This window comes from Catenuloplanes indicus, from assembly GCF_030813715.1.
GTDB lineage: Bacteria > Actinomycetota > Actinomycetes > Mycobacteriales > Micromonosporaceae > Catenuloplanes > Catenuloplanes indicus.
In genome coordinates, this window is sequence record NZ_JAUSUZ010000001.1 from 6,642,252 (window position 1) to 6,659,833 (window position 17,582).

Annotated in this window: 13 protein-coding genes; 6 read left to right on the forward strand and 7 right to left on the reverse strand. The window is 73.2% G+C overall.

Annotated elements, in window-relative coordinates; all coding sequences use genetic code 11:
- Nucleotides 1–79 precede the first annotated feature (79 nt).
- The 4 genes from J2S42_RS30155 to J2S42_RS30170 all read left to right on the forward strand — a co-directional run bounded on the left by J2S42_RS30155 (nt 80) and on the right by J2S42_RS30170 (nt 5,820).
- Nucleotides 80–955, forward strand: coding sequence for an FAD-dependent oxidoreductase (locus J2S42_RS30155; RefSeq protein WP_307244517.1), 876 nt, complete (start codon nt 80–82; stop codon nt 953–955).
- Between the two features lie 40 nt (nt 956–995).
- Nucleotides 996–2,042 carry a LacI family DNA-binding transcriptional regulator gene (locus tag J2S42_RS30160; protein ID WP_307244519.1) on the forward strand — a complete coding sequence of 349 codons (1,047 nt, stop codon included), beginning with the start codon at nt 996–998 and terminating at the stop codon, nt 2,040–2,042.
- 228 nt (nt 2,043–2,270) lie between these two features.
- Nucleotides 2,271–5,024 (forward strand): helix-turn-helix transcriptional regulator, encoded by a 2,754-nt coding sequence (locus J2S42_RS30165; protein ID WP_307244521.1) that lies wholly within the window; start codon nt 2,271–2,273, stop codon nt 5,022–5,024.
- 607 nt (nt 5,025–5,631) lie between these two features.
- Nucleotides 5,632–5,820, forward strand: a complete 189-nt coding sequence (locus tag J2S42_RS30170; protein WP_307244523.1) for a hypothetical protein — start codon at nt 5,632–5,634, stop codon at nt 5,818–5,820.
- Between the two features lie 9 nt (nt 5,821–5,829).
- On the opposite strand, the gene J2S42_RS30175 is transcribed toward J2S42_RS30170, so the two are convergent.
- Nucleotides 5,830–7,053 (reverse strand): sensor histidine kinase, encoded by a 1,224-nt coding sequence (locus tag J2S42_RS30175; RefSeq protein WP_307244525.1) that lies wholly within the window; start codon nt 7,051–7,053, stop codon nt 5,830–5,832.
- A gap of 250 nt (nt 7,054–7,303) precedes the next feature.
- Between J2S42_RS30175 and J2S42_RS30180 the strand changes: the two genes are divergently transcribed.
- Both J2S42_RS30180 and J2S42_RS30185 read left to right on the forward strand, forming a co-directional pair.
- Nucleotides 7,304–8,035, forward strand: a complete 732-nt coding sequence (locus J2S42_RS30180) for an ABC transporter ATP-binding protein (protein WP_307244527.1) — start codon at nt 7,304–7,306, stop codon at nt 8,033–8,035.
- On the forward strand, nt 8,032–10,638 hold the full coding sequence (locus J2S42_RS30185) for an FtsX-like permease family protein (RefSeq protein WP_307244529.1): 2,607 nt from the start codon (nt 8,032–8,034) through the stop codon (nt 10,636–10,638). Before J2S42_RS30180 ends, J2S42_RS30185 begins: the two co-directional genes overlap by 4 nt.
- Before the next feature lie 40 nt (nt 10,639–10,678).
- Here the strand turns inward: J2S42_RS30185 and J2S42_RS30190 are convergent, their stop codons facing one another.
- From J2S42_RS30190 to J2S42_RS30215, 6 genes are all read right to left on the reverse strand, one after another.
- Entirely contained in the window at nt 10,679–11,647 is a 969-nt protein-coding gene (locus tag J2S42_RS30190) for a glycoside hydrolase family 6 protein (protein WP_307244531.1), read from the reverse strand.
- Between the two features lie 55 nt (nt 11,648–11,702).
- On the reverse strand, nt 11,703–13,169 hold the full coding sequence (locus J2S42_RS30195) for a cellulase family glycosylhydrolase (protein ID WP_307244532.1): 1,467 nt from the start codon (nt 13,167–13,169) through the stop codon (nt 11,703–11,705).
- A 61-nt stretch (nt 13,170–13,230) separates the two neighbouring features.
- Nucleotides 13,231–14,358 (reverse strand): LCP family protein, encoded by a 1,128-nt coding sequence (locus J2S42_RS30200; protein ID WP_307244533.1) that lies wholly within the window; start codon nt 14,356–14,358, stop codon nt 13,231–13,233.
- A 48-nt stretch (nt 14,359–14,406) separates the two neighbouring features.
- Complete coding sequence (locus tag J2S42_RS30205) at nt 14,407–15,594, reverse strand: prenyltransferase/squalene oxidase repeat-containing protein (protein ID WP_307244535.1); 1,188 nt, start codon at nt 15,592–15,594, stop codon at nt 14,407–14,409.
- A gap of 173 nt (nt 15,595–15,767) precedes the next feature.
- Nucleotides 15,768–16,586, reverse strand: coding sequence for a cyclase family protein (locus J2S42_RS30210; protein WP_307244537.1), 819 nt, complete (start codon nt 16,584–16,586; stop codon nt 15,768–15,770).
- Nucleotides 16,587–16,677: 91 nt separating this feature from the next.
- Nucleotides 16,678–17,547: an endonuclease/exonuclease/phosphatase family protein gene (locus tag J2S42_RS30215; protein ID WP_307244539.1), complete on the reverse strand. Its 870-nt coding sequence runs from the start codon at nt 17,545–17,547 to the stop codon at nt 16,678–16,680.
- Nucleotides 17,548–17,582 lie beyond the last annotated feature (35 nt).

The window sequence follows — 17,582 nt, forward strand, 5'->3', positions numbered from 1 at the left end:
CCAGGCCGGTGAGGCACTTCTCCAGCAGCCGGCACGTGCGGCGGATCCGCCGGGGCGGCGTCCCCTGGACGATGGCGGTATGACGGACGTGACGGTGGTGGGTGGCGGGATCATCGGGCTGACCGCGGCGCGGCGGCTGCACGAGGCCGGTGCGCGGGTGACCGTGATCGCGGCGGATCCGCCGGAGGAGACGGTGTCCACGGTGGCGGCCGCGGTCTGGTACCCGACGCATCAGGACCCGGACCCGCGCGTGCTGCGCTGGTCCGCGGAGGCCTATGCGGAGTTCACCCGCCAGGCGCACGACGGCGTGCCGGGCGTGCTGCTGCGCCGCACCCGGATGCGGGCCGCGGCGGAGACGCTGCCGTGGTGGGCGCCCGCGGCCGGTGACGTGGCGTACCGCGACGGCGAGCTGCACTTCACCGCGCCCCTGGTGGAGATGTCGCCCTATCTCGCCTGGCTGGCCCGGGACCTGCGGATCGTCCGCCGCCGCGTGACACACCTGAGCGAGCTGGACGGCCCGGTGGTCAACGCGACCGGCCTGGCCGCCCGCGAGCTGGCCGCTGACGACGCGGTGGAGCCGGCCCGCGGCCAGGTCGTGCTGGTGAAGAACCCGGGCCTGGACGTCTCGATCCGCGACGAGTCCCGCTCGCTCTACATCCACCCGCGCAGCCGGGACGTGGTGCTCGGCGGCACGTTCGAGCAGGGCCGCGGCGACCTGACGCCGGACCCGGCCGAGGCCGCCGCGATCAGGGCCCGCTGCGTGTCGGTGGAGCCCGCACTGGCCGGGGCCGAGGTGCTCGGCACGAGGATCGGACTGCGCCCCACCCGGCGCGGCGGCCCTCGCCTGGAACGGGTCGGCGACGTGATCCACTGCTACGGCCACGGCGGCGCCGGGATGACGATGTCCTGGGGATGTGCACGGGAGGTCACCGAGGCAGCTCTCAGAGTATCCTGACGCTTTCCCCAGCCAGGTTGCCCCGGAGCAAGGTGGTGGAATGCGGGTGGCGGGTCCGACGATCAGCATCCGGGACGTGGCACTGCACGCGGGTGTGTCCGTGGGCACGGTCTCCAATGTGCTCAACCGCCCGGACATCGTCGCACCGAGCACCCGCACCCGTGTGCTGGACGCGATCACCGTGCTCGGCTTCGTACCGAACGAGTCGGCCAGGCAGCTGCGCCGTGGCCGTGGCCGTTCGCTGGGCCTGGTGGTGCTGGACGTGGCGAACCCGTTCTTCACCGACGTGGCCAAGGGCGTGGAGGAGGCGACCGGCCCGGCCGGGCTCCCGGTGATCTTCTGCAATTCGGACGGCGACGCGGCCAAGGAATCGGCCTACCTGGACCTCCTGGAGGAGCAGCGGGTGCAGGGCGTGCTGATCACCCCGGTCGACGACGCGAACGCGCGGCTGCTCCGGCTGCGCGAGCGCGGCGTGCTGGTGGTGCTGCTGGACCGGGTGTCGCCGCGCGCGGAGCTCTGCTCGGTCTCGGTCAACGACGTGCACGGCGGCGAGCAGGCGCTGCGCCACCTGGTCGAGATGGGCCACGAACGGGTGGCTTTCGTCGGCGGGCCGTGGGCGCTGCCACAGATGCGGGACCGGTTCCGGGGCGGCGTGCGGGCGCTGGCCGAGGCCGGGCTGCCGGCGGACGCGCTGCGCCGGTGCGAGACGCCGAGCCCGACCGTGGCCGCGGGCCGGGACGCGGCGGCGCGCATCCTCGGCGTGCCGAAGGGGGCCCGGGCGACCGCGGTGTTCTGTGCGAACGATCTGCTGGCGCTGGGCGTGCTGCAGGGCATGACGCGGCAGCGCATTCGCGTACCGGAAGAAATCGCGCTTGTCGGATATGACGATATTGACTTCGCGGCCGCGGCGGCCGTGCCGATCTCGTCGGTTCGGCAGCCCCGTCAGCGTCTCGGCCGGACCGCCGCCGAGCTGCTGCTCGACGAGGCCACCGACCCGGGGTCGCACGTACACCGGCAGGTCGTCTTCGAGCCGGAGCTGGTCGTGCGCGAGTCGAGCCAGTTCACCCGCGGCGCCGGGACGACGTAATTTAACGATCAACGAGTAAGCTGTTCTCAGCCCGCAGACCCGCCGGAACGCCCATAAGGCCCCGGTCGGCCGGCACCGCCGTGACATCGGCTCCCGCTGCGTGTGAGCTGAAGCGTTACCGGCGGTCGGCCGCTGATAACGGTTGAGGGCGCCCGCCTGGTGGGGACGGGCGCCGACAGTTCGGAGATCACGCTGACTACCGACGTCTCGGCCCACGGTGTCCCCCTGGTGGGGCGCGCGGCGCTGCTCGGTGCGATCGAAAGCCGGCTGCGCGCCGGCGGCGGCGTGGTGCTCACCGGCCCGAGCGGCATCGGCAAGACCGCGATCCTCGACGCGGTGGCCCAGCGCGGCGACCGCGTGCTGCGGCTGGCCGCCACCGCGGCCGAGCGCTTCCTGCCGTACGCGGGAATGGCCGAGCTGCTCGCCCAGGTGCCGGACGACGTGGTCGAGCGGCTCCCCGGGCCGCAGCGCGCCGCGTTCGACACCATGCTGGTGCGCCGCGGCGACTCCCGCGGCCGGGGCGGGCGTGCCGAGCTGGCCCGCCGGCTGGCCTGGCAGAGCTGCCTCGAGGCGCTCAGCGAGCAACCGGTCCTGCTGATCATCGACGACGCGCAGTGGCTCGACGGCGCGTCCGCGGACGTGATCGGCTACGCCAGCCGCCGGCTCGCGGACCGGCCGATCCGCGCCGTGATCGCGCAGCGCTCGCCGGAGAGCCCGGCGATCCGCGCCCGGGTGGCGCACCTGAGCCCGCCGCCGGTGCAGGAGCTGACCGTGCCGCCGCTGGCCGAGGAGGACGTGACCGCGCTGCTCGACGCGCACGGCCTGAACTACTGGGCCGCGGCCCGGCTGCACGCGGACAGCGGCGGCAATCCGTACCTGGCGCTGGCGCTGGCCGGCGCGTTCGCGTTCGACGACCCGCCGACCGGCGACGCCCGGCCGTGGCGCCCCTGGCGGCTGCCGGAACAGGTGCGTGACGCGCTCGTCGACCGGCTCGACGCGCTGCCCGCCGCGGTCCGCGAGACGCTGTTCGCGGCCGCGCTCGCCACCCGGCCCACCGCGGCCCAGCTGCGGATGGCCGGCCGGCCGGACGCGGACCGCGAGCTGCGCGCCGCCGAGGCTGCCGGGCTGATCGCGGTCGAGCACGGCGTCGTTCACTTCACGCCGCCCGCGGTCGCGACCGTGCTGGCCGAGGAGGCGCCGGCCGACCGCCGGTCCGCCACGCACCGGCAGCTGGCCGCGACCGCGTCCGACCCGGTCGAGCGCATCCGGCACCGCGCACTGGCCAACGAACACCCGAACGCGGAGATCGCCCGCTCGCTGGTGTCCGCGGCCGAGACCGCGCTCCAGCGCGGCGCACCCGGCCTGGTCGCCGACCTCTACCTGCTGGCCGCCGACCGGACCGGCGGCGACCTGCACCCGGAACGGACCGAGTGGCTGGTCGCCGCCGCCGAGGCCGCCGCCGCCGCGGGCCGCCGCGAACTGTGCGTGCAGGCCGCCGAGTCGGTCTTCGCGGCGGACGCGACACCGGCCCAGCGGGTCCGCGCCCGGATCGCCGTGCTGGACGGCTCCGGCCAGGCACTCGGCGGCATGGAGGAGATGCTGGCCGCCGCGCTGGTCGACGCCGGCGACGACCCGGCACTGCTCGCGCCGCTGCGGCTGCGGCTGGCCTGGCAACGGCACCACCAGGGCAAGACCGAGCTGACCGAACGCGAGGCGAAGGCCGCGGTCCGGCTGGCCCGGATCGTCGGCGACACCGCGGTGGAGAGCATGGCCGGCGCGATGCTCGCCCAGGTGACCCGCGCGTCCGGCCGGCCCGACTACCTCCAGGTGCTGGCCGAGGCGCTGGCCGTACCGGAGGAGGCGGGCCGCGGCCGGCTGCACCACTCGCCGCGCTTCCTGGCCGCCCGGTTCGCGCTGTTCGACGACCGCCTCACCGAGGCCCGCGCGGAACTGCTCCGCATGTTGCCCGAGGCGGAACGCAGCGGCCTGGAGGAGCTGGTCGACATCCTGCGCAGTCTGGCCGAGGTCGCCAGCCGTGACGGGCACACCCGGGACGCGCTCGACTACGCCGCCCGCGCCGCCCGCCTGTTCCAGGAGAACGACCTGCCGCTCGGCCCCAGCTGGTACGCGATGGCCATCGCCGAACTGGCCGGCGGCAGCCCCGCCCGCGGCCTCAACTACGCCGAACGCGGCGTCCGCTCCTCCGAGGCCGACGCCGACATGATCTACCTGACCCGCAACCTGCACGTGCTCGGCCAGGCCCAGCTGGCCACCGGCGACAACGACGCCGCCCTCGCCACCCTGCGCCGCCTGCAACGCCTGGAGGCCGACCGCGGCTACACCGACCCGTCCACGCTGCGCTGGCACGGCGACCTGGTCACCGCGCTGGTCAACGCCGGCGAGGCCACCGCCGCCGCCGCGGTGGTGACCGAGGCCCGGGAGGCCGCGCAACGCCTGAAACGCTCCCGCGGCGTCCTGGCCGAACTGGACCGTGCCGAGGCCCTGATCCTGGTCCACCAGGGTGAGGCCGCCGCCGGGGCCGCGCTCGCGGCCGGCGCCGCGAAGACGTTCGCCGACCTCGGCCAGCCGATCGCCCAGGGCAACGCACTGCTGGCCCTCGGCCGCGCCGAACGCCGCCGCCGTCGTTACGCCGCCGCCCGCACCGCGATCGAATCCGCCCGGGACATCTTCAGCCGCGCCCACGCGACCCCATGGACCCAGCGGGCCCAGCGCGCCCTCGCCACCCTCACCGTCGGCGCCCAGCGCCGCGCCCCGGAGGAGGAATCCACCGGCGGCGGCGAGGTCCTGACCTCGACGGAGGCCCGCATTGCCACCCTGGTCCGGCAGGGCGCCAGCAACCGCGAGATCGCCACCCAGCTGTACCTGAGCGTGAAGACCGTCGAGGCCACGCTCACCCGTATCTACCGCAAGGTCGGCGTCCGCTCCCGCACCCAGCTCGCCTCCCGCCTGACGGAGGGTTAGGGCCGACAAGGGTTTCCTCGGTTTCGCCGCCGGGTTTCCACTACGTAACGTGGTCCTCAGCAAGTCACGAGGTGCCGCCCCGCGGTCCCCGGAACCGCCCGCCGACCAGCGGACGGATCCGCCCGCGTGTCCGACCAACACCCCGAGTACGGACCGGGAGGATTACCCCGCAAGGGGGACCTGGCCCCATATCCTCGGCACCCCCATATTCCGCACCGCCCGGCTCCGACCGCACCCCCCGCGGGCAGCCGGGCGTGTGCTCTTTCCAGCCCCCCTCGCGGGCCGCTGAAGACCCGGATCAAATACTTGATCTTCCCGCTTCCGGCGTGGTGCGGCCCGCATGCTCCCGCGGGCACCGGTCGTCGCTGGCGCTCCTCCCTGCCGGTCGAGTGGGTGGCCGACGGAAACCCCGGACGGCACGCGGCCGCGTCGAAGCACCCTGCCCGGCCGGTGAAGCATCAGGTCCCGCCGATGCCCGCTGCTGCCGCTGCGGCTCCGCGCGTCCGCGTCCGTGCCACGAGTGGGTGCGGCGTGAGGTGGTGGATCGAGCCGGCGCATGGGTGGCGGGCGGTGGGGTACGCGGGTGCCACGACGGAAGGGGTGTGTGATGACGAACGTGCAGCAGCCGGAGTTGCGGCGCAGTGGTGAGACGGCGACGACGAAGCAGCGGATCGAGGACGCGGATCCGGTGGAGGCGCCGGGTGGGGCCCATGACAAGTCGGACAAGCGGCCGGTGCCGGAGGGGCAGGTGTCGCCGTACGGTCCCGGCGAGAAGACGGCCGGCGACCACTCCTGACGGGGGCGGCTAGCGATACGGGAGCCGGGCCGAGACCGTGAAACCGGCCGCGGTGGCCGTGGCGGTGAACGTGCCGCCGAGCGCCTCGGCCCGCTCCCGCATGCCCAGCAACCCGTGACCCGGGCCGCCCTCCGGCGCGGGCTTCGACGCCGGCCCGTTCGTGACCGTGACCCGCAGATGCTCGCCGGCGCACGACACGCTGATCCGCACCGGAGCCCCCGGTGCGTGCCGCCCGGCGTTGGTGACGGCCTCCTGGACGATGCGGTACGCGGCCAGTGAGACCGGCTCCGGCGGTTCCGGCCGCACGGGATCCATCGCCAGCGTGATCGGCATGCCCGCGGCCGAGGCGGCGGTGACGAGGGCGGGCAGGTCGGCCAGCGTGGGCTGCGGCGCGCGTGGCACGTCGTGGGACGTGCGGAGGACGCCGAGCAGGCGACGCAGGTCGGTGAGCGTGTCGCGGGCGGCGTCGGCGATCGCGGCGAACTCTTCCTTCGACGGGGCGGAGACGTCGGCGACGCGGTACGGGGCGGTCTCGGCGCGGACCGCGATCATGGACATGTGGTGCGCGACCACGTCGTGCATCTCGCGGGCTATGCGGGCGCGTTCCTCGAGGACCGCGCGCTGCGCGCGGGCCAGGTCGGTGATCTCCTCCTGCACCTCCAGGATTTTCTCGGCGTGGGTGCGGCGGCGGACCTGGTCGCCGAGGATCAGCACGCCGGCCAGCGGCAGCCAGGCCTGGACGGCCTGGCCGGCTGGCGCGAGAAGCAGGCAGGGCAGCGCGACCAGCACCCCGATCCAGACGGTGACGCCGGCCGTGGTGCGGGCCGCGGCGATGCCCAGAACCAGCATCACGACGGTCACCTGGATCACGGTCCACGGCCACGGGTCCGTCGCGTGGTCGAGCCACAGCGTGCTGGTGAACGCGCCGGCGTAGGCGATCCGGACGGCGATCAGCGGACGCCAGAGGACGAACAGCAGCGGCGCGGTGGCCACCGTCGACAGCAGCGTCGCCTCGGCCGCGCCGGACGTGTCGCGGCTCGTCTGCAGGTCGGCCACGTTCACGGCGGTCAGTACGGCGACCGCGAGCACGCCGAGCGGGGTGAGCCACGGGCGCAGGCGCGCGAGGCGCGTGCCCGGCGCGGGCGGCGCGGTGGGGAAGTCCGCGCCGGCCAGCAACCGCGCGAGGTCGCGCAGCGGCGTGAACGAGCGCCGGGATGCGGGCGTTGCGGGCATTCGCGCAGAGTATCCGCCGGGTCGGCGGGCGTCGTGGCACTCCGGTAGTCATACCGGGGTATGACGGCATCCCGGCAGAAGCGGGCCGGAACCCGCAGAGGACCGCTCCGACGGTACGGGCGGGCGCGTGCTCCGACTTTCGGCGGAGTGAGCCCGGCCGGTTTCTGGCTCCCTGGGGTGATGCGGCCCGGCCACCACAGGCGCGAGGCTTCGCCACCGAACAGCCCCGCCACCGAAGGGAAAATCGACGATGATGCTCGCCTGTCAGGCTCACGACCTGGTGAAGGTCTACGGCCGCGGCGATACCGCCGTCCGCGCGCTGGACGGCGTCTCCGTGGGCTTCGGCCGCGCCGAGTTCACCGCGATCATGGGCCCGTCGGGTTCCGGGAAGTCGACGCTGATGCACTGCCTGGCCGGCCTGGACCGCGCGACCAGCGGCGCGGTCATGCTCGGCGACGTGGACCTGACCCGCCAGTCCGACAAGGTGCTGACCAAGGTCCGCCGGGAACGGATCGGGTTCGTCTTCCAGGCGTTCAACCTGCTGCCGCAGCTGACCGCGGCACAGAACATCACGCTCCCGCTCGACCTCTCCGGCACCAAGCCCGACCCGGCCCTGTTCGGCCGCCTCGTCGACGTGCTCGGCCTGCGCGACCGCCTCAAGCACCGCCCGAGCGAACTCTCCGGCGGCCAGCAGCAGCGCGTCGCCCTGGCCCGCGCGCTCGTCTCCCGCCCGGAGGCGGTCTTCGCGGACGAGCCGACCGGCAACCTCGACTCCCGCACCGGCGCCGAGGTGCTGTCCTTCCTGCGCAACGCGGTCCGCGAGTACGGCCAGACCGTCGTCATGGTCACCCACGACCCGGTCGCGGCCTCCTACGCCGACCGCGTGATCATGCTCGCCGACGGCCGGATCTCCGGCGAGATCCTGCACCCGACCCGCGAGTCCGTCACCGACGCGCTGCACCAGCTGGCCGGTGCCCGATGACCGTGCTGCGCACCCAGCTCGGTCATCGGGCACCAGCTGGCCGGTGCCCGATGACCGTGCTGCGCACCCAGCTCGCCGGCCTCGCCCGCCGCCCCGCCCGGCTGCTGCTCACCGGCCTCGCACTCATCGTCGCCGCCACGGTCGTGTTCGGCACCGTGCTCGCCCAGCGGATCATGACGCAGACGATCCTGGACACGTTCAGCGGTACGTCGGCCGCCGCGGACATCGTCGTCGGCGACGGGACGGGCACCTCGGCCGCGGCGCTGGACGTGGTCCGCCGGACGCCCGGCGTCGAGTCGGCGACCGCGCGCAACGAGGCGTTCTACGACGTACCCGCGGTCGCCGGCACCTGGTTGCAGGTCATCGGTGACCCCGGATCCGGGCCGCTGTCCGCGGTAACGCTGGCCGAGGGCGCCTATCCGTCGGCACCGGGCCAGATCGCGGTCACGCCCCGCACAGCCGAACGGATGGGCCTGGTGGTCGGCGGCACGCTGCGGATCCGGGCCGGCTCCGAGGCGCCGCACCGCACGCTTACCGTCACCGGTATCGTGCGCCCGGCGTCCGGCGAGGGCTTCGCGGGCAGTGCCTACACCACGAGTGAGCTGGTCGACGCGATGCTGGTGGCGGACGGCGCGGCGTCGCTGTCCAGCCGGATCGAGGCGCACCTCGCGCCCGGCGCCGACCCGGCCGCGGTCGCCGGGGAACTACGCCGCACGCTGCCGCGGGTGCCGGACCAGGGCGGTGGTCAGACCGTGACCGCGGGCGGGCAGCAGTCGTCCACGATGGTCACACCGGACGTGGTGCTCGGTGCGGAGCTGCGCGACCGGGAGGCCCGGGCCGCCGCCGACTCGATGGGCGAGCTGTTCTACCTGGTCGGCTTGTTCGTCGCGATCGCGGCCGCGGCGGCCGCGCTGGTCGCCACGGCCACGTTCCGGATCGTGTTCGCGCAGCGCATGCGGCAGCTGGCGCTGATGCGCGCGATCGGTGCCGGACGCGGTGCGCTGACCCGCGCGCTCGCGGCCGAGGGTGCGCTCACCGGCCTGGTCGCGGGCGTGACCGGCGTGCTGATCGCCTACCTGCTCGGTCTCGCGGCCGGTCCGGCGGCGCGTGTGTTCCTGGACGCGCGGCTCGCGTCGCCGGGCCTGCCGGTCGTACCCGCGTTGCTGGTGGTCCTCGGCACGACGCTGATCGCGCTGGTCGCGGTGCTCTCCCCGGCCGCGACCGCGAGCCGGGTGTCGCCGCTGGAGGCGCTGCGCAGCGCGTCCGTCACCGGGGCGCAGAGCGCGCTCGGCCGGGGCCGGTGGGCGTTCGGCCTGGTCCTGACGGTGCTGGCGGTGCTGCTGCTCGGGCTCGCGGTCGCGGGCCTGCCGGAGGCGGACGTGCCGGACAGCGGCAGCCCGGAGCTGTCGATGACCGCGACCGTCGCGTCCGGCACGGTCGCGTTCTTCTCGCTGATCGTGCTCGGCCCGACGATCCTGCGCCCGGTGCTGTGGCTGGCCGGCCTGCCGCTGCGCGCGTTCGGGCCGGCCGGGCGGCTCGCGGTCGGCGGCGTCGGCGGCGCGCCGAAACGGGCCGCGTCGGTCAGCGTGGTGGTCGCGCTCGCGGTCACGCTGACCGCGGCCGCGCTGATCGCGGTCTCCACCACGCGGATCACGATGGAGCAGGAGCTGGCGCTGAGCGCGCCCGCGGACCTGCAGATCGCGGCGCCGGAGGGCGAGCCGATCCCGGTCGGTGCGCTGCGGGCCGCGCCGGAACTGACCGGCGTGCTGCCGTTCCGGGTGGCCGAGGTGGCGTCCGGGGCGTCGACGTTCACCGTGGCCGACCTGTCGCTGGCGTCGCTGCCCACCGGCGACGACATCCGGGTCTCCGCGGGCTCGCTGGCCGACGCCGGGCCGGGGAGGGCGATCGCCTCGGACTGGTCGGCCGGTCTTCTCGAGGCCGGTCAGGGCCGGCAGGTCACGCTGAGCCGGAACGGCAGGACCGTGACCGTGACCGTGGTGGCGACGGTCGGCGGGCTGCCGATGGAGTCGATGTTGCTGCTCGACCCGGCCGACCTGACCGCGCTCGGCACACCGGCGGAGCCGACCGTGGTGCTGGCCGACGCGGCCGGCGACCGCAGCGCCGCGGTCCGGGCCGCGCAGGCGATCGTCGCGGGCGGCGGCGTGACCGTGCTCGCGGACGCGCGCGACGATCTCGCGGAGCAGCTGCTGCTGATCACGGTGGTCGCGCTCGGTCTGGTCGGGATGACGGTGGCGGTCGCGGTGGTCGGCGTGGGCACCACCACCGCGCTGTCCGTGGTGGAACGTCTGCGCGAGGCCGGTCTGCTGCGCGCGGTCGGGATGAGCCGCGGGCGGTTACGGGCGACGCTGCTGCTGGAGGCGTCGCTCTACGGCGTGGTCGGCGCGCTGCTCGGCCTGGCGCTGGCGGTGCCGTTCGCCTGGCTGCTGCTCGCCGCGGCCGGGCTGGACGCGCCGCTCGCGCTGCCCTGGGGTCAGCTGGCGCTGGTGGTGCTGGTCCTGGGCCTGCTCACCGCGGTGTCCGGGGTGCTCCCGGCCCGCCGCGCGTCCCGGGTCAGCCCGACCGCCGCGCTGGCGATGGACTGACGGTCCGGGGGCCCGTCGCCCGGGGCCCCCGGGACACCGGTCAGGCGCCGGTGATCAGGTGCTTCGCGAGCGCGGGGTCGAACGTGCCGGCCGGCGTGGTCGGGGCGATCCCACACGTACCGTCGGAATTGCCCGGGTTCTTGATCCAGAGTTGCAGCGCGGCCGGGTTGCCGGTCGCGCGCGCGCCGAGGCGGCGGCCGGCCGGGTTGCACCAGCCGTCGCCGTAGCCGTTGCCGTTCCGGCTGGTGTCGATCACGTACGGCGTGGTGCTGCCGAGCCGGTCCTGGATCATGCGGGAGTAGTCCGTGGCCCACGCGGTGTCGATGTAGTTGGAGACGTTGACCGCGAAGCCGTGGACGCGGGAGACCCCGGCCGCCTTCAGCCGCTGCGCGATGACGGTCGGTGTCACCCACTTCGGGTTCGCCGCGTCCAGGTACGCCCAGGTGTTCGGTGCCTTCTCGGCGAACATCCGGCCGGCGAAGTTGAGCAGCGTGTTGCGCTCCGCGATCTGGGCCGCGCTCATGCACTCGAAGTCGCCGAGCGAGTCCGGCTCGATGATCACGATCGCCGGCCGGTTCCCGATCGCGGCCGCGAACGTCGAGATCCACTGCATGTACGCCTCGGCGTCCGCGGCGCCGCCGGCCGACTCCTCGCCGCACGCGTCCCGGCCCGGCAGGTTGTACGCGACCAGCACCGGCAGTTTGTTCCCGGCGTCGACCGCGGTGCCGGTGTAGGCCGCGACGGCCGATCCGATCTGCGCGTCGCTGGTGCCGGTGAACCAGCGGGCCATCGGCGCGGTGGCGATGTTCGCCCGGATCGACGCGGTGTCCGGGTGAGTGGGGTTGGCGGCGACCCAGCGCGCGGACGGCGACGTGGGATTGACGAACAGCCCGTTCGTGATCGCGAACGGGTCACCGGCGACCGCGGCGTCCGCGGTCATCAGGGGGCCGGTGGCGAGCGCACCCGCGGCCACTCCGACGGTGACGGCTATCGACATCAATCGGCGCATGGCCGCAGACCCTAACCGGCCCCGGGGCCACCGCTGCCGGTGGCCCCGGGGTAGATCACGCGTTGAGCGCGGTCTGCTTCGCGCGGATCGAGGCGAACATCGGGTCGGTCAGCCGGCCCTGCAACGGGCACGGATCCTGCGCCGATACCGGGTTGTAGAGCACGACGCCCCAGATGTTGACGCCGGCCACGCCGGTGTAGGCCAGGTACGCGTTCAGCTTCCGGGTGACCACCGAAGCGCGGGCGGTGAGCGTGGTGCGGCAGCCGGACGCCGCCGCCTGCAGCCCGGACTCGCCGATGATCAGCGGTTTTCCGATCGACTGCATCTTCGCGAGCGCCGGCGTGAGGTGCCCGGTCACGATCGCGTTGCTGTTCTGCCAGTCGTACTCGTACTCGTGGATCGAGGCGATGTCGACGTGCGGGCCACTGTGGACGTACGCGAAGTCGGACGTGCCGTAGAACGCCTGGTACATCGTGCCGGTCGCGACCAGATGGTTCGGGTCGGCGGCCTTGACCGCGGCCGCGGCCTCGTCGAAGAACGCCTTGATGATCGCGTCGGTGTAGGCCGGGTCGGTGAACGAGCCCGGCTCGTTGATCAGCTCCCACCAGGCCACCGCGGTCGCGTCCCGGAACCGGGACACCACGGACGTCGCCCACGGCAGGTAGTTCGCCCGGAACCCGCCCTGGTACCAGGCGAGCGTCTTGTCCGCGCCCTCCTTCGAGCCGTTCATGCCGTCGTGCTCGCCGCAGTAGTTGCGCCCGTCCGCCAGTGTGAGGCTGACCCGCTGACCGTGCCGTTCCGCCGCGGCCACGATCCGGTCCAGCACCGGCAGCCCGTACGGCTGGAACGCCCAGGTCCTGGTCACCGTGTTGGGCGCGAGCTGCCCGAAGTAGGAGTCCAGCTGCGCGTCGGTCCACGGCACGCTGCCGTTGTCGCAGCCGCTCATGCCGAACGCGTTCAGGCCGGCGAACGTGTAGGGGCGCCCGCCGAGCATCAGCTGCGCACCGGCGCGGGTGACAAAACCGAGATCCGAGGAGACACGGTACGTGTCCACCTCCAGGAACCGGTCGCAGGTGCCGTCGCCGTACTCGTTGAGGAAGCGGAACGAGATCGAGTGGCTGCCCGCGGCCCACGACCCGGTCCACTGGTAGCGGCTCCACGCGCCGGTCACCGCGGTCCGGCCGACCACGGTGCCGTCGACCGCGACCTCCATCCGCGGTGCCGCGTCGGTGCTACCGCAGACGCCGCCCATCGAGCTCACCGACAGCGTGGTGAACGGCGCGGCCGCGGTGAAGCCACCGGTCGCGGCCGCGTTGTTCCAGATCGCCAGCGCCCAGCCGCCGGACGCGACCGGATCCTGGTAGGCCGATCCGTACGCCGGGTCGATGGTCAGGGTCTCGGCCTCGAACCGCGTCGCGGCGTGCGCGCCGGGCGCGGGGACGACGACCGCGGCGAGAAGCGCGACACCGAACGCCGCGACCCTGGCCGACAGCCCGCGTGCCGTCGTACCTGTTCTGATCATGGCGGTCATGCTGCCACGGCGCGGCCCGCCCTGTCAGTCCCGTTCATCGATGGATCGCGGGTCAGCGCGAGTTCGCAATATATTGCGGGTGCTCGATCAGGAAGGTGCTGAGCGTGCCGTCCTTCGCGGCCGCGAGCATCTGCAGCGACTCCGCGTCCAGCTGCTCGGCGCCGGTCTCGGCGGACGTGTTGAACGTACCCGCGTTGGTCTTGATCAGGGTCAGGTCGTTCGCCGCCACACCCTTGAGCGTGAAGAAGAAGTCGGCCACCGGCGTGCCCCGGGTGTCCAGGATGAATGCCTCGCCGGCCGCCTTGACCAGCTCGTTCAGCTTGCCGAGATCGGTCAGCACGCCGGACGAGGTGGCCTTCTTGACGATCGCCTTGATCAGCTGCTGCTGGTGCTGCTGCCGCCCGTAGTCGCCGTTGTCCAGGCTCTTGCGGATCCGCGCGTAGTCCAGCGCCCGGGTGGCGTCCATCGACCGGCACCCCGGCTCGTGCACCAGCGGCCGGCTGCCCGGCGGCAGCCCTTCCAGCCGCGGCGGGAAGACCTGGTCGTTGTACCAGCCCTGGACCAGCTTGCCCTTCGCGTCGATGCCGAGGTGCGCGGACTCGGCCGGCTCGGCGATGCACATGTCCACGCCGCCGAGCGCATGCACGATGCTGTGGAACCCACCGAAGTCGATCACCGCCGCGCCGTTGAACTCGATCCCGGTGTGCTTGCGCAGCGTCGCCGCCAGCACCTCGGTGCCGCGCCCACGCTTCTCCAGCGCCGTGCCGGGCAGCCGCGAGCCGTAGTAGAACGCCGCGTTGATCTTCTCCGTGGACCCGTCGAACTCGAACTCCTCGTTCGGCGGGATCTCCACCATCCAGTCCCGCGGTATGGAGATCAGATAAGCCTGATCATGCGTCTTCGGGATGTGCAGAATGATGATCGTGTCGGCCCGGAAGTCCTGGTCGCCCTCCCGCGCATCGATGCCGACCAGCAGCAGATTCACCGCCCCGTCGATATCGTTGCCCTCGGCCCGCGCGGCGTCCCCGCCGCCCCCGATGAGGTCGGTCTGCGTGATCGACTCCTCCGCCTGACCGATCAGCGTTTGCGCCGCCACCAGCGTGCCTCCGCTCGAGACCACCAGCACGGCCCCCGCCACCAGCAACAGCCGCGCCCACAGCGGATCCTTTCTCCGTCTCACACCCCGAAGACCCCGCGGGGGTACGTCCGGTGGCAGCTGAGACTCGGGTCACAGCGCCCCGCGGACCAGCAGCCCGGCCAGGATGACCAGCTGGAAGACGATCGAGACCAGCACCGCGAACCGCCCGAGGCCGGGCCGCGGGGTGCGGTGGCGCGGCTCGGAGAAGACGCGGTAACGGTCGAGGAGGTCGAGGATCTCCTCGACCCAGTAGAAGGACACCTGCGTCACCAGCCGGTGGCTCCTGGTCCGTGCGACGGCCGCCGCGGTCATCAGCCTGGCGACCAGCGGTTCGTCGAGCGAGTAGGTCCGGACGAACCAGTCCGTCCCCCGCGCCGCGGACTCGTGACCACCGTCGCCGCCGAGCAGGCACAGCGCCTCGATGGCCTGCAGCGTGCAATAACAGGTCGTCTCCCACGGCCCGGGCCCCCAGCTCCCGTCCGTGGACTGGGTTCTCGCGAGCCACGCGTACGCCCGCCTCACCCGGTCCGGCGCCAGCGGGACCGGCCCGGACGACCGGAGGCCGGACAGCGCGCAAGCGGTCTGCCAGACGGCCGGCGCGGAGCTGTCGTAAAGATTCGCCGGGGACCGGAAGCAGGCCAGGTCGTCGTCCCAGAACTCCCAGATCTGATTGCAGGTGCGGAACGCCGACTCACTGTCACCGAACCGGTTGAACGCCTGCATGGCGGCGCCGAGGAAACCGGCACCGAACCAGTACGAGTCCCGGTCCGGCCACCCGTGCGCGACGTTGAACCGCAGCCGGCCCAGCCCGCGGTCGATGCAGGGGTCGCCCGCGCGGTAGCCGCAGAGGTGCAGAGCGAGCAGCACGTGCGAGGTGTCCCAGGCGTCCTCGCCCCAGCCCCCGTCGGCCCGCTGCACGGTCTCCAGCCACGCCGCGGCGCGCTGGACGATGTGCCCGGGGCCGAGCGTCTCCCGGCCGCCGTCGGCCGTCCGGCAGTACCGGATGCCCACGCGGGCCAGCATGACTATCGTCTGCGCGGTGAAGCTCGGCTTCTGTCGGGGCACGTCGTCCGGGCCCCAGGAGCCGTCCGGGTGCTGGGCGGACAGCGCATCCGCCATGATGCGGAGCAGCGCGTGCGGTTCCGCACCGGTGTGCGGCGGACATACGGCCGCGAAGAAGCCCCGCACGCGGGTGGCCCGCTCCCGGAGTGCGGCGGCGGTCGCCGCGGGATCGTGACCGGCAGGGCGGATGCCCGTGTGCCGTACGCCGGGATGCATGGCGACTCCCTTTGCCGGGAGTGACTTCCGGATCAGGGGCCGAATCGCGGTGACACTCGTGGTCCATCAGGCCGTCTTCCGCCGGGCCTGCTTCGTCGATGCGGCTACTGTAGGCGACGACCGTCGATGCGCCCCGGTTCACTCATTCATCACTCCCGGCGCGCGGCGCCGGGTCAGGAGAGGGCGAGGATGCGGGCCGGGCCGCCGGAGCCCTGTTCCCACGGGATCAGGCCGACCACGAGGGTGGCGCCGCGGGCCGGGACGGTTTCCAGGTGGGCCAGGTTCTCGACGCCGTAGCGGTCGGCGCCGAGCAGGGTGAAGTGGACCGGGTACGTGGTGGAGCGGCCCGGGTCGAGGCTGAGCGTGTCGATGCCGAGGCAGCGGACGTGGCGGGCGCTGAGCAGCCATTCGCAGGCGTCCGCGCCGAAGCCGGGGAAGTGCATGGTGCCCTGTGCGTCCGGGTTGCGGTAGTGGGCGGCGGAGGTGGCGCGGCGGTCCCAACCGGTGTGCAGCAGGACGGCGGCACCGGTGGGGATGCGGCCCCACTCGCGTTCCCAGGCGCGCAGGTCGGCGACCGTGAGGACGGTGTCGGCGTCCCGGGTGGCGCGGCGCGCGAGGCTGATCGTGACGGCGGGCAGGATCAGCTCGTCCGGGGTGAGCTGGGTGGCGGTGCGGCCGCCGGGGACGAAGTGGACCGGGGCGTCGACGTGCGTGCCGGTGTGTTCGACGATCCGCCACTCCTGCATGTAGTAGCCGTCGTCCGGGATGGTCTTGTACGGGCCGCGGCGTGCCTCCTCACCCGGTGCGAACGTGGGGAACGCGGTGCTGAACGGGTGCGTCAGGTCCCGTACCGTGTGCTGCCTCCGGGAAGCGACCGCGGGCTGGGACGGGCCGAGGGTGAGCGCGGCCGCGGCGAGACCGGTGAGCGCGGCCCGGCGGGAGACCTCGGCCTGTGGGGATGCGGCGTGACGCAGGCATTCCTCGGTGCACATGGTGACTCTCCCATCGTCGGGTCCTCACTCAATGTGGCGCACCGTGTTAGCAGCGCGGGCACGACACGCCACATCCCGACAGAGTGAAACGTCAGTCGACCGAGACGCTGTAGATCACCACGTGGTGGTCGGAGTAGGCGGAGTCGCCGACCGCGCACCAGCGCTTCGTCTCCGTGCTGAACACGTAGTCGAGCTTGCCGCTCTGGTTGTTCCCGGTCCAGGTATCCCGGCCGTCCCGGACCGCGCCGGTCTGGTCGCACTCGCGGTAGCCGGGCGTGCCGGCGTCGGTGGCCCAGAAGCCGTCGGCCCACAGCCACTTCCGGGCGTTACCGGGCCGGTCCTGCGGCTGCACGTTGAAGTCGCCGCCGACCACCAGCGTGGGGAACGCCGCGACGATGGTCTGGATGTCCTTCATCTGATCGTCGGCGTACTCCCAGTCGGGCTGGTCGGGGTTGTTCTTCGCCGGGTCGAGGTGCACGTTGCAGAGCCGGGTGTCCCAGTACGTCGCGGTCACGCAGTGGAACGGCCGGGCGAGACCGTTCCAGGCGTGCGTGATCTCGTAGTTCTGCGGGCTGGACATGCCGGCCTTGACCACGATCGCGGTGCCGATCCGGTCGGTCCGGGTACCGCCGCAGACGCTGGTGCGGCGCACGCCGTCCGTCGAGTGCTGGTACGGCGCGAACGACTTGCTCCAGCCGCTGCCGAGCTGGTTCATCAGCAGCGTGAGGTCGTTCTCGCAGACCTCCTGCAGCAGTGCGGCGTGCACGTAGTTCGTCTCCACGTGGTACTTCACCACGTCGATCTTGTCCTGCGGGCCGCCGTAGGCGTCACATCCCCAGTTCAGCGACCCGCACATGTTCCACGACATGACCTGCAGGTTCTTCGGGGCGGCCGACGCCGCGGTGGCGGGGGCGAGCACGGCGATCAGGACGGCGGCCAGTAGCGAGGCCAGTCTGCGCACGGTGGGACTCCTTCACACGGAGCGGAACGGGCCCG

Bases quoted from the DNA above. Each gene is read 5' to 3' on its own strand.
- J2S42_RS30155 (WP_307244517.1), top strand. From the start codon at position 80: ATGACGGACGTGACGGTGGTGGGTGGCGGGATCATCGGGCTGACCGCG.
- J2S42_RS30160 (WP_307244519.1), top strand. From the start codon at position 996: ATGCGGGTGGCGGGTCCGACGATCAGCATCCGGGACGTGGCACTGCAC.
- J2S42_RS30170 (WP_307244523.1), top strand. From the start codon at position 5,632: ATGACGAACGTGCAGCAGCCGGAGTTGCGGCGCAGTGGTGAGACGGCG.
- J2S42_RS30175 (WP_307244525.1), bottom strand. From the start codon at position 7,053: ATGCCCGCAACGCCCGCATCCCGGCGCTCGTTCACGCCGCTGCGCGAC.
- J2S42_RS30180 (WP_307244527.1), top strand. From the start codon at position 7,304: ATGATGCTCGCCTGTCAGGCTCACGACCTGGTGAAGGTCTACGGCCGC.
- J2S42_RS30185 (WP_307244529.1), top strand. From the start codon at position 8,032: ATGACCGTGCTGCGCACCCAGCTCGGTCATCGGGCACCAGCTGGCCGG.
- J2S42_RS30190 (WP_307244531.1), bottom strand. From the start codon at position 11,647: ATGCGCCGATTGATGTCGATAGCCGTCACCGTCGGAGTGGCCGCGGGT.
- J2S42_RS30195 (WP_307244532.1), bottom strand. From the start codon at position 13,169: ATGATCAGAACAGGTACGACGGCACGCGGGCTGTCGGCCAGGGTCGCG.
- J2S42_RS30205 (WP_307244535.1), bottom strand. From the start codon at position 15,594: ATGCATCCCGGCGTACGGCACACGGGCATCCGCCCTGCCGGTCACGAT.
- J2S42_RS30210 (WP_307244537.1), bottom strand. From the start codon at position 16,586: ATGTGCACCGAGGAATGCCTGCGTCACGCCGCATCCCCACAGGCCGAG.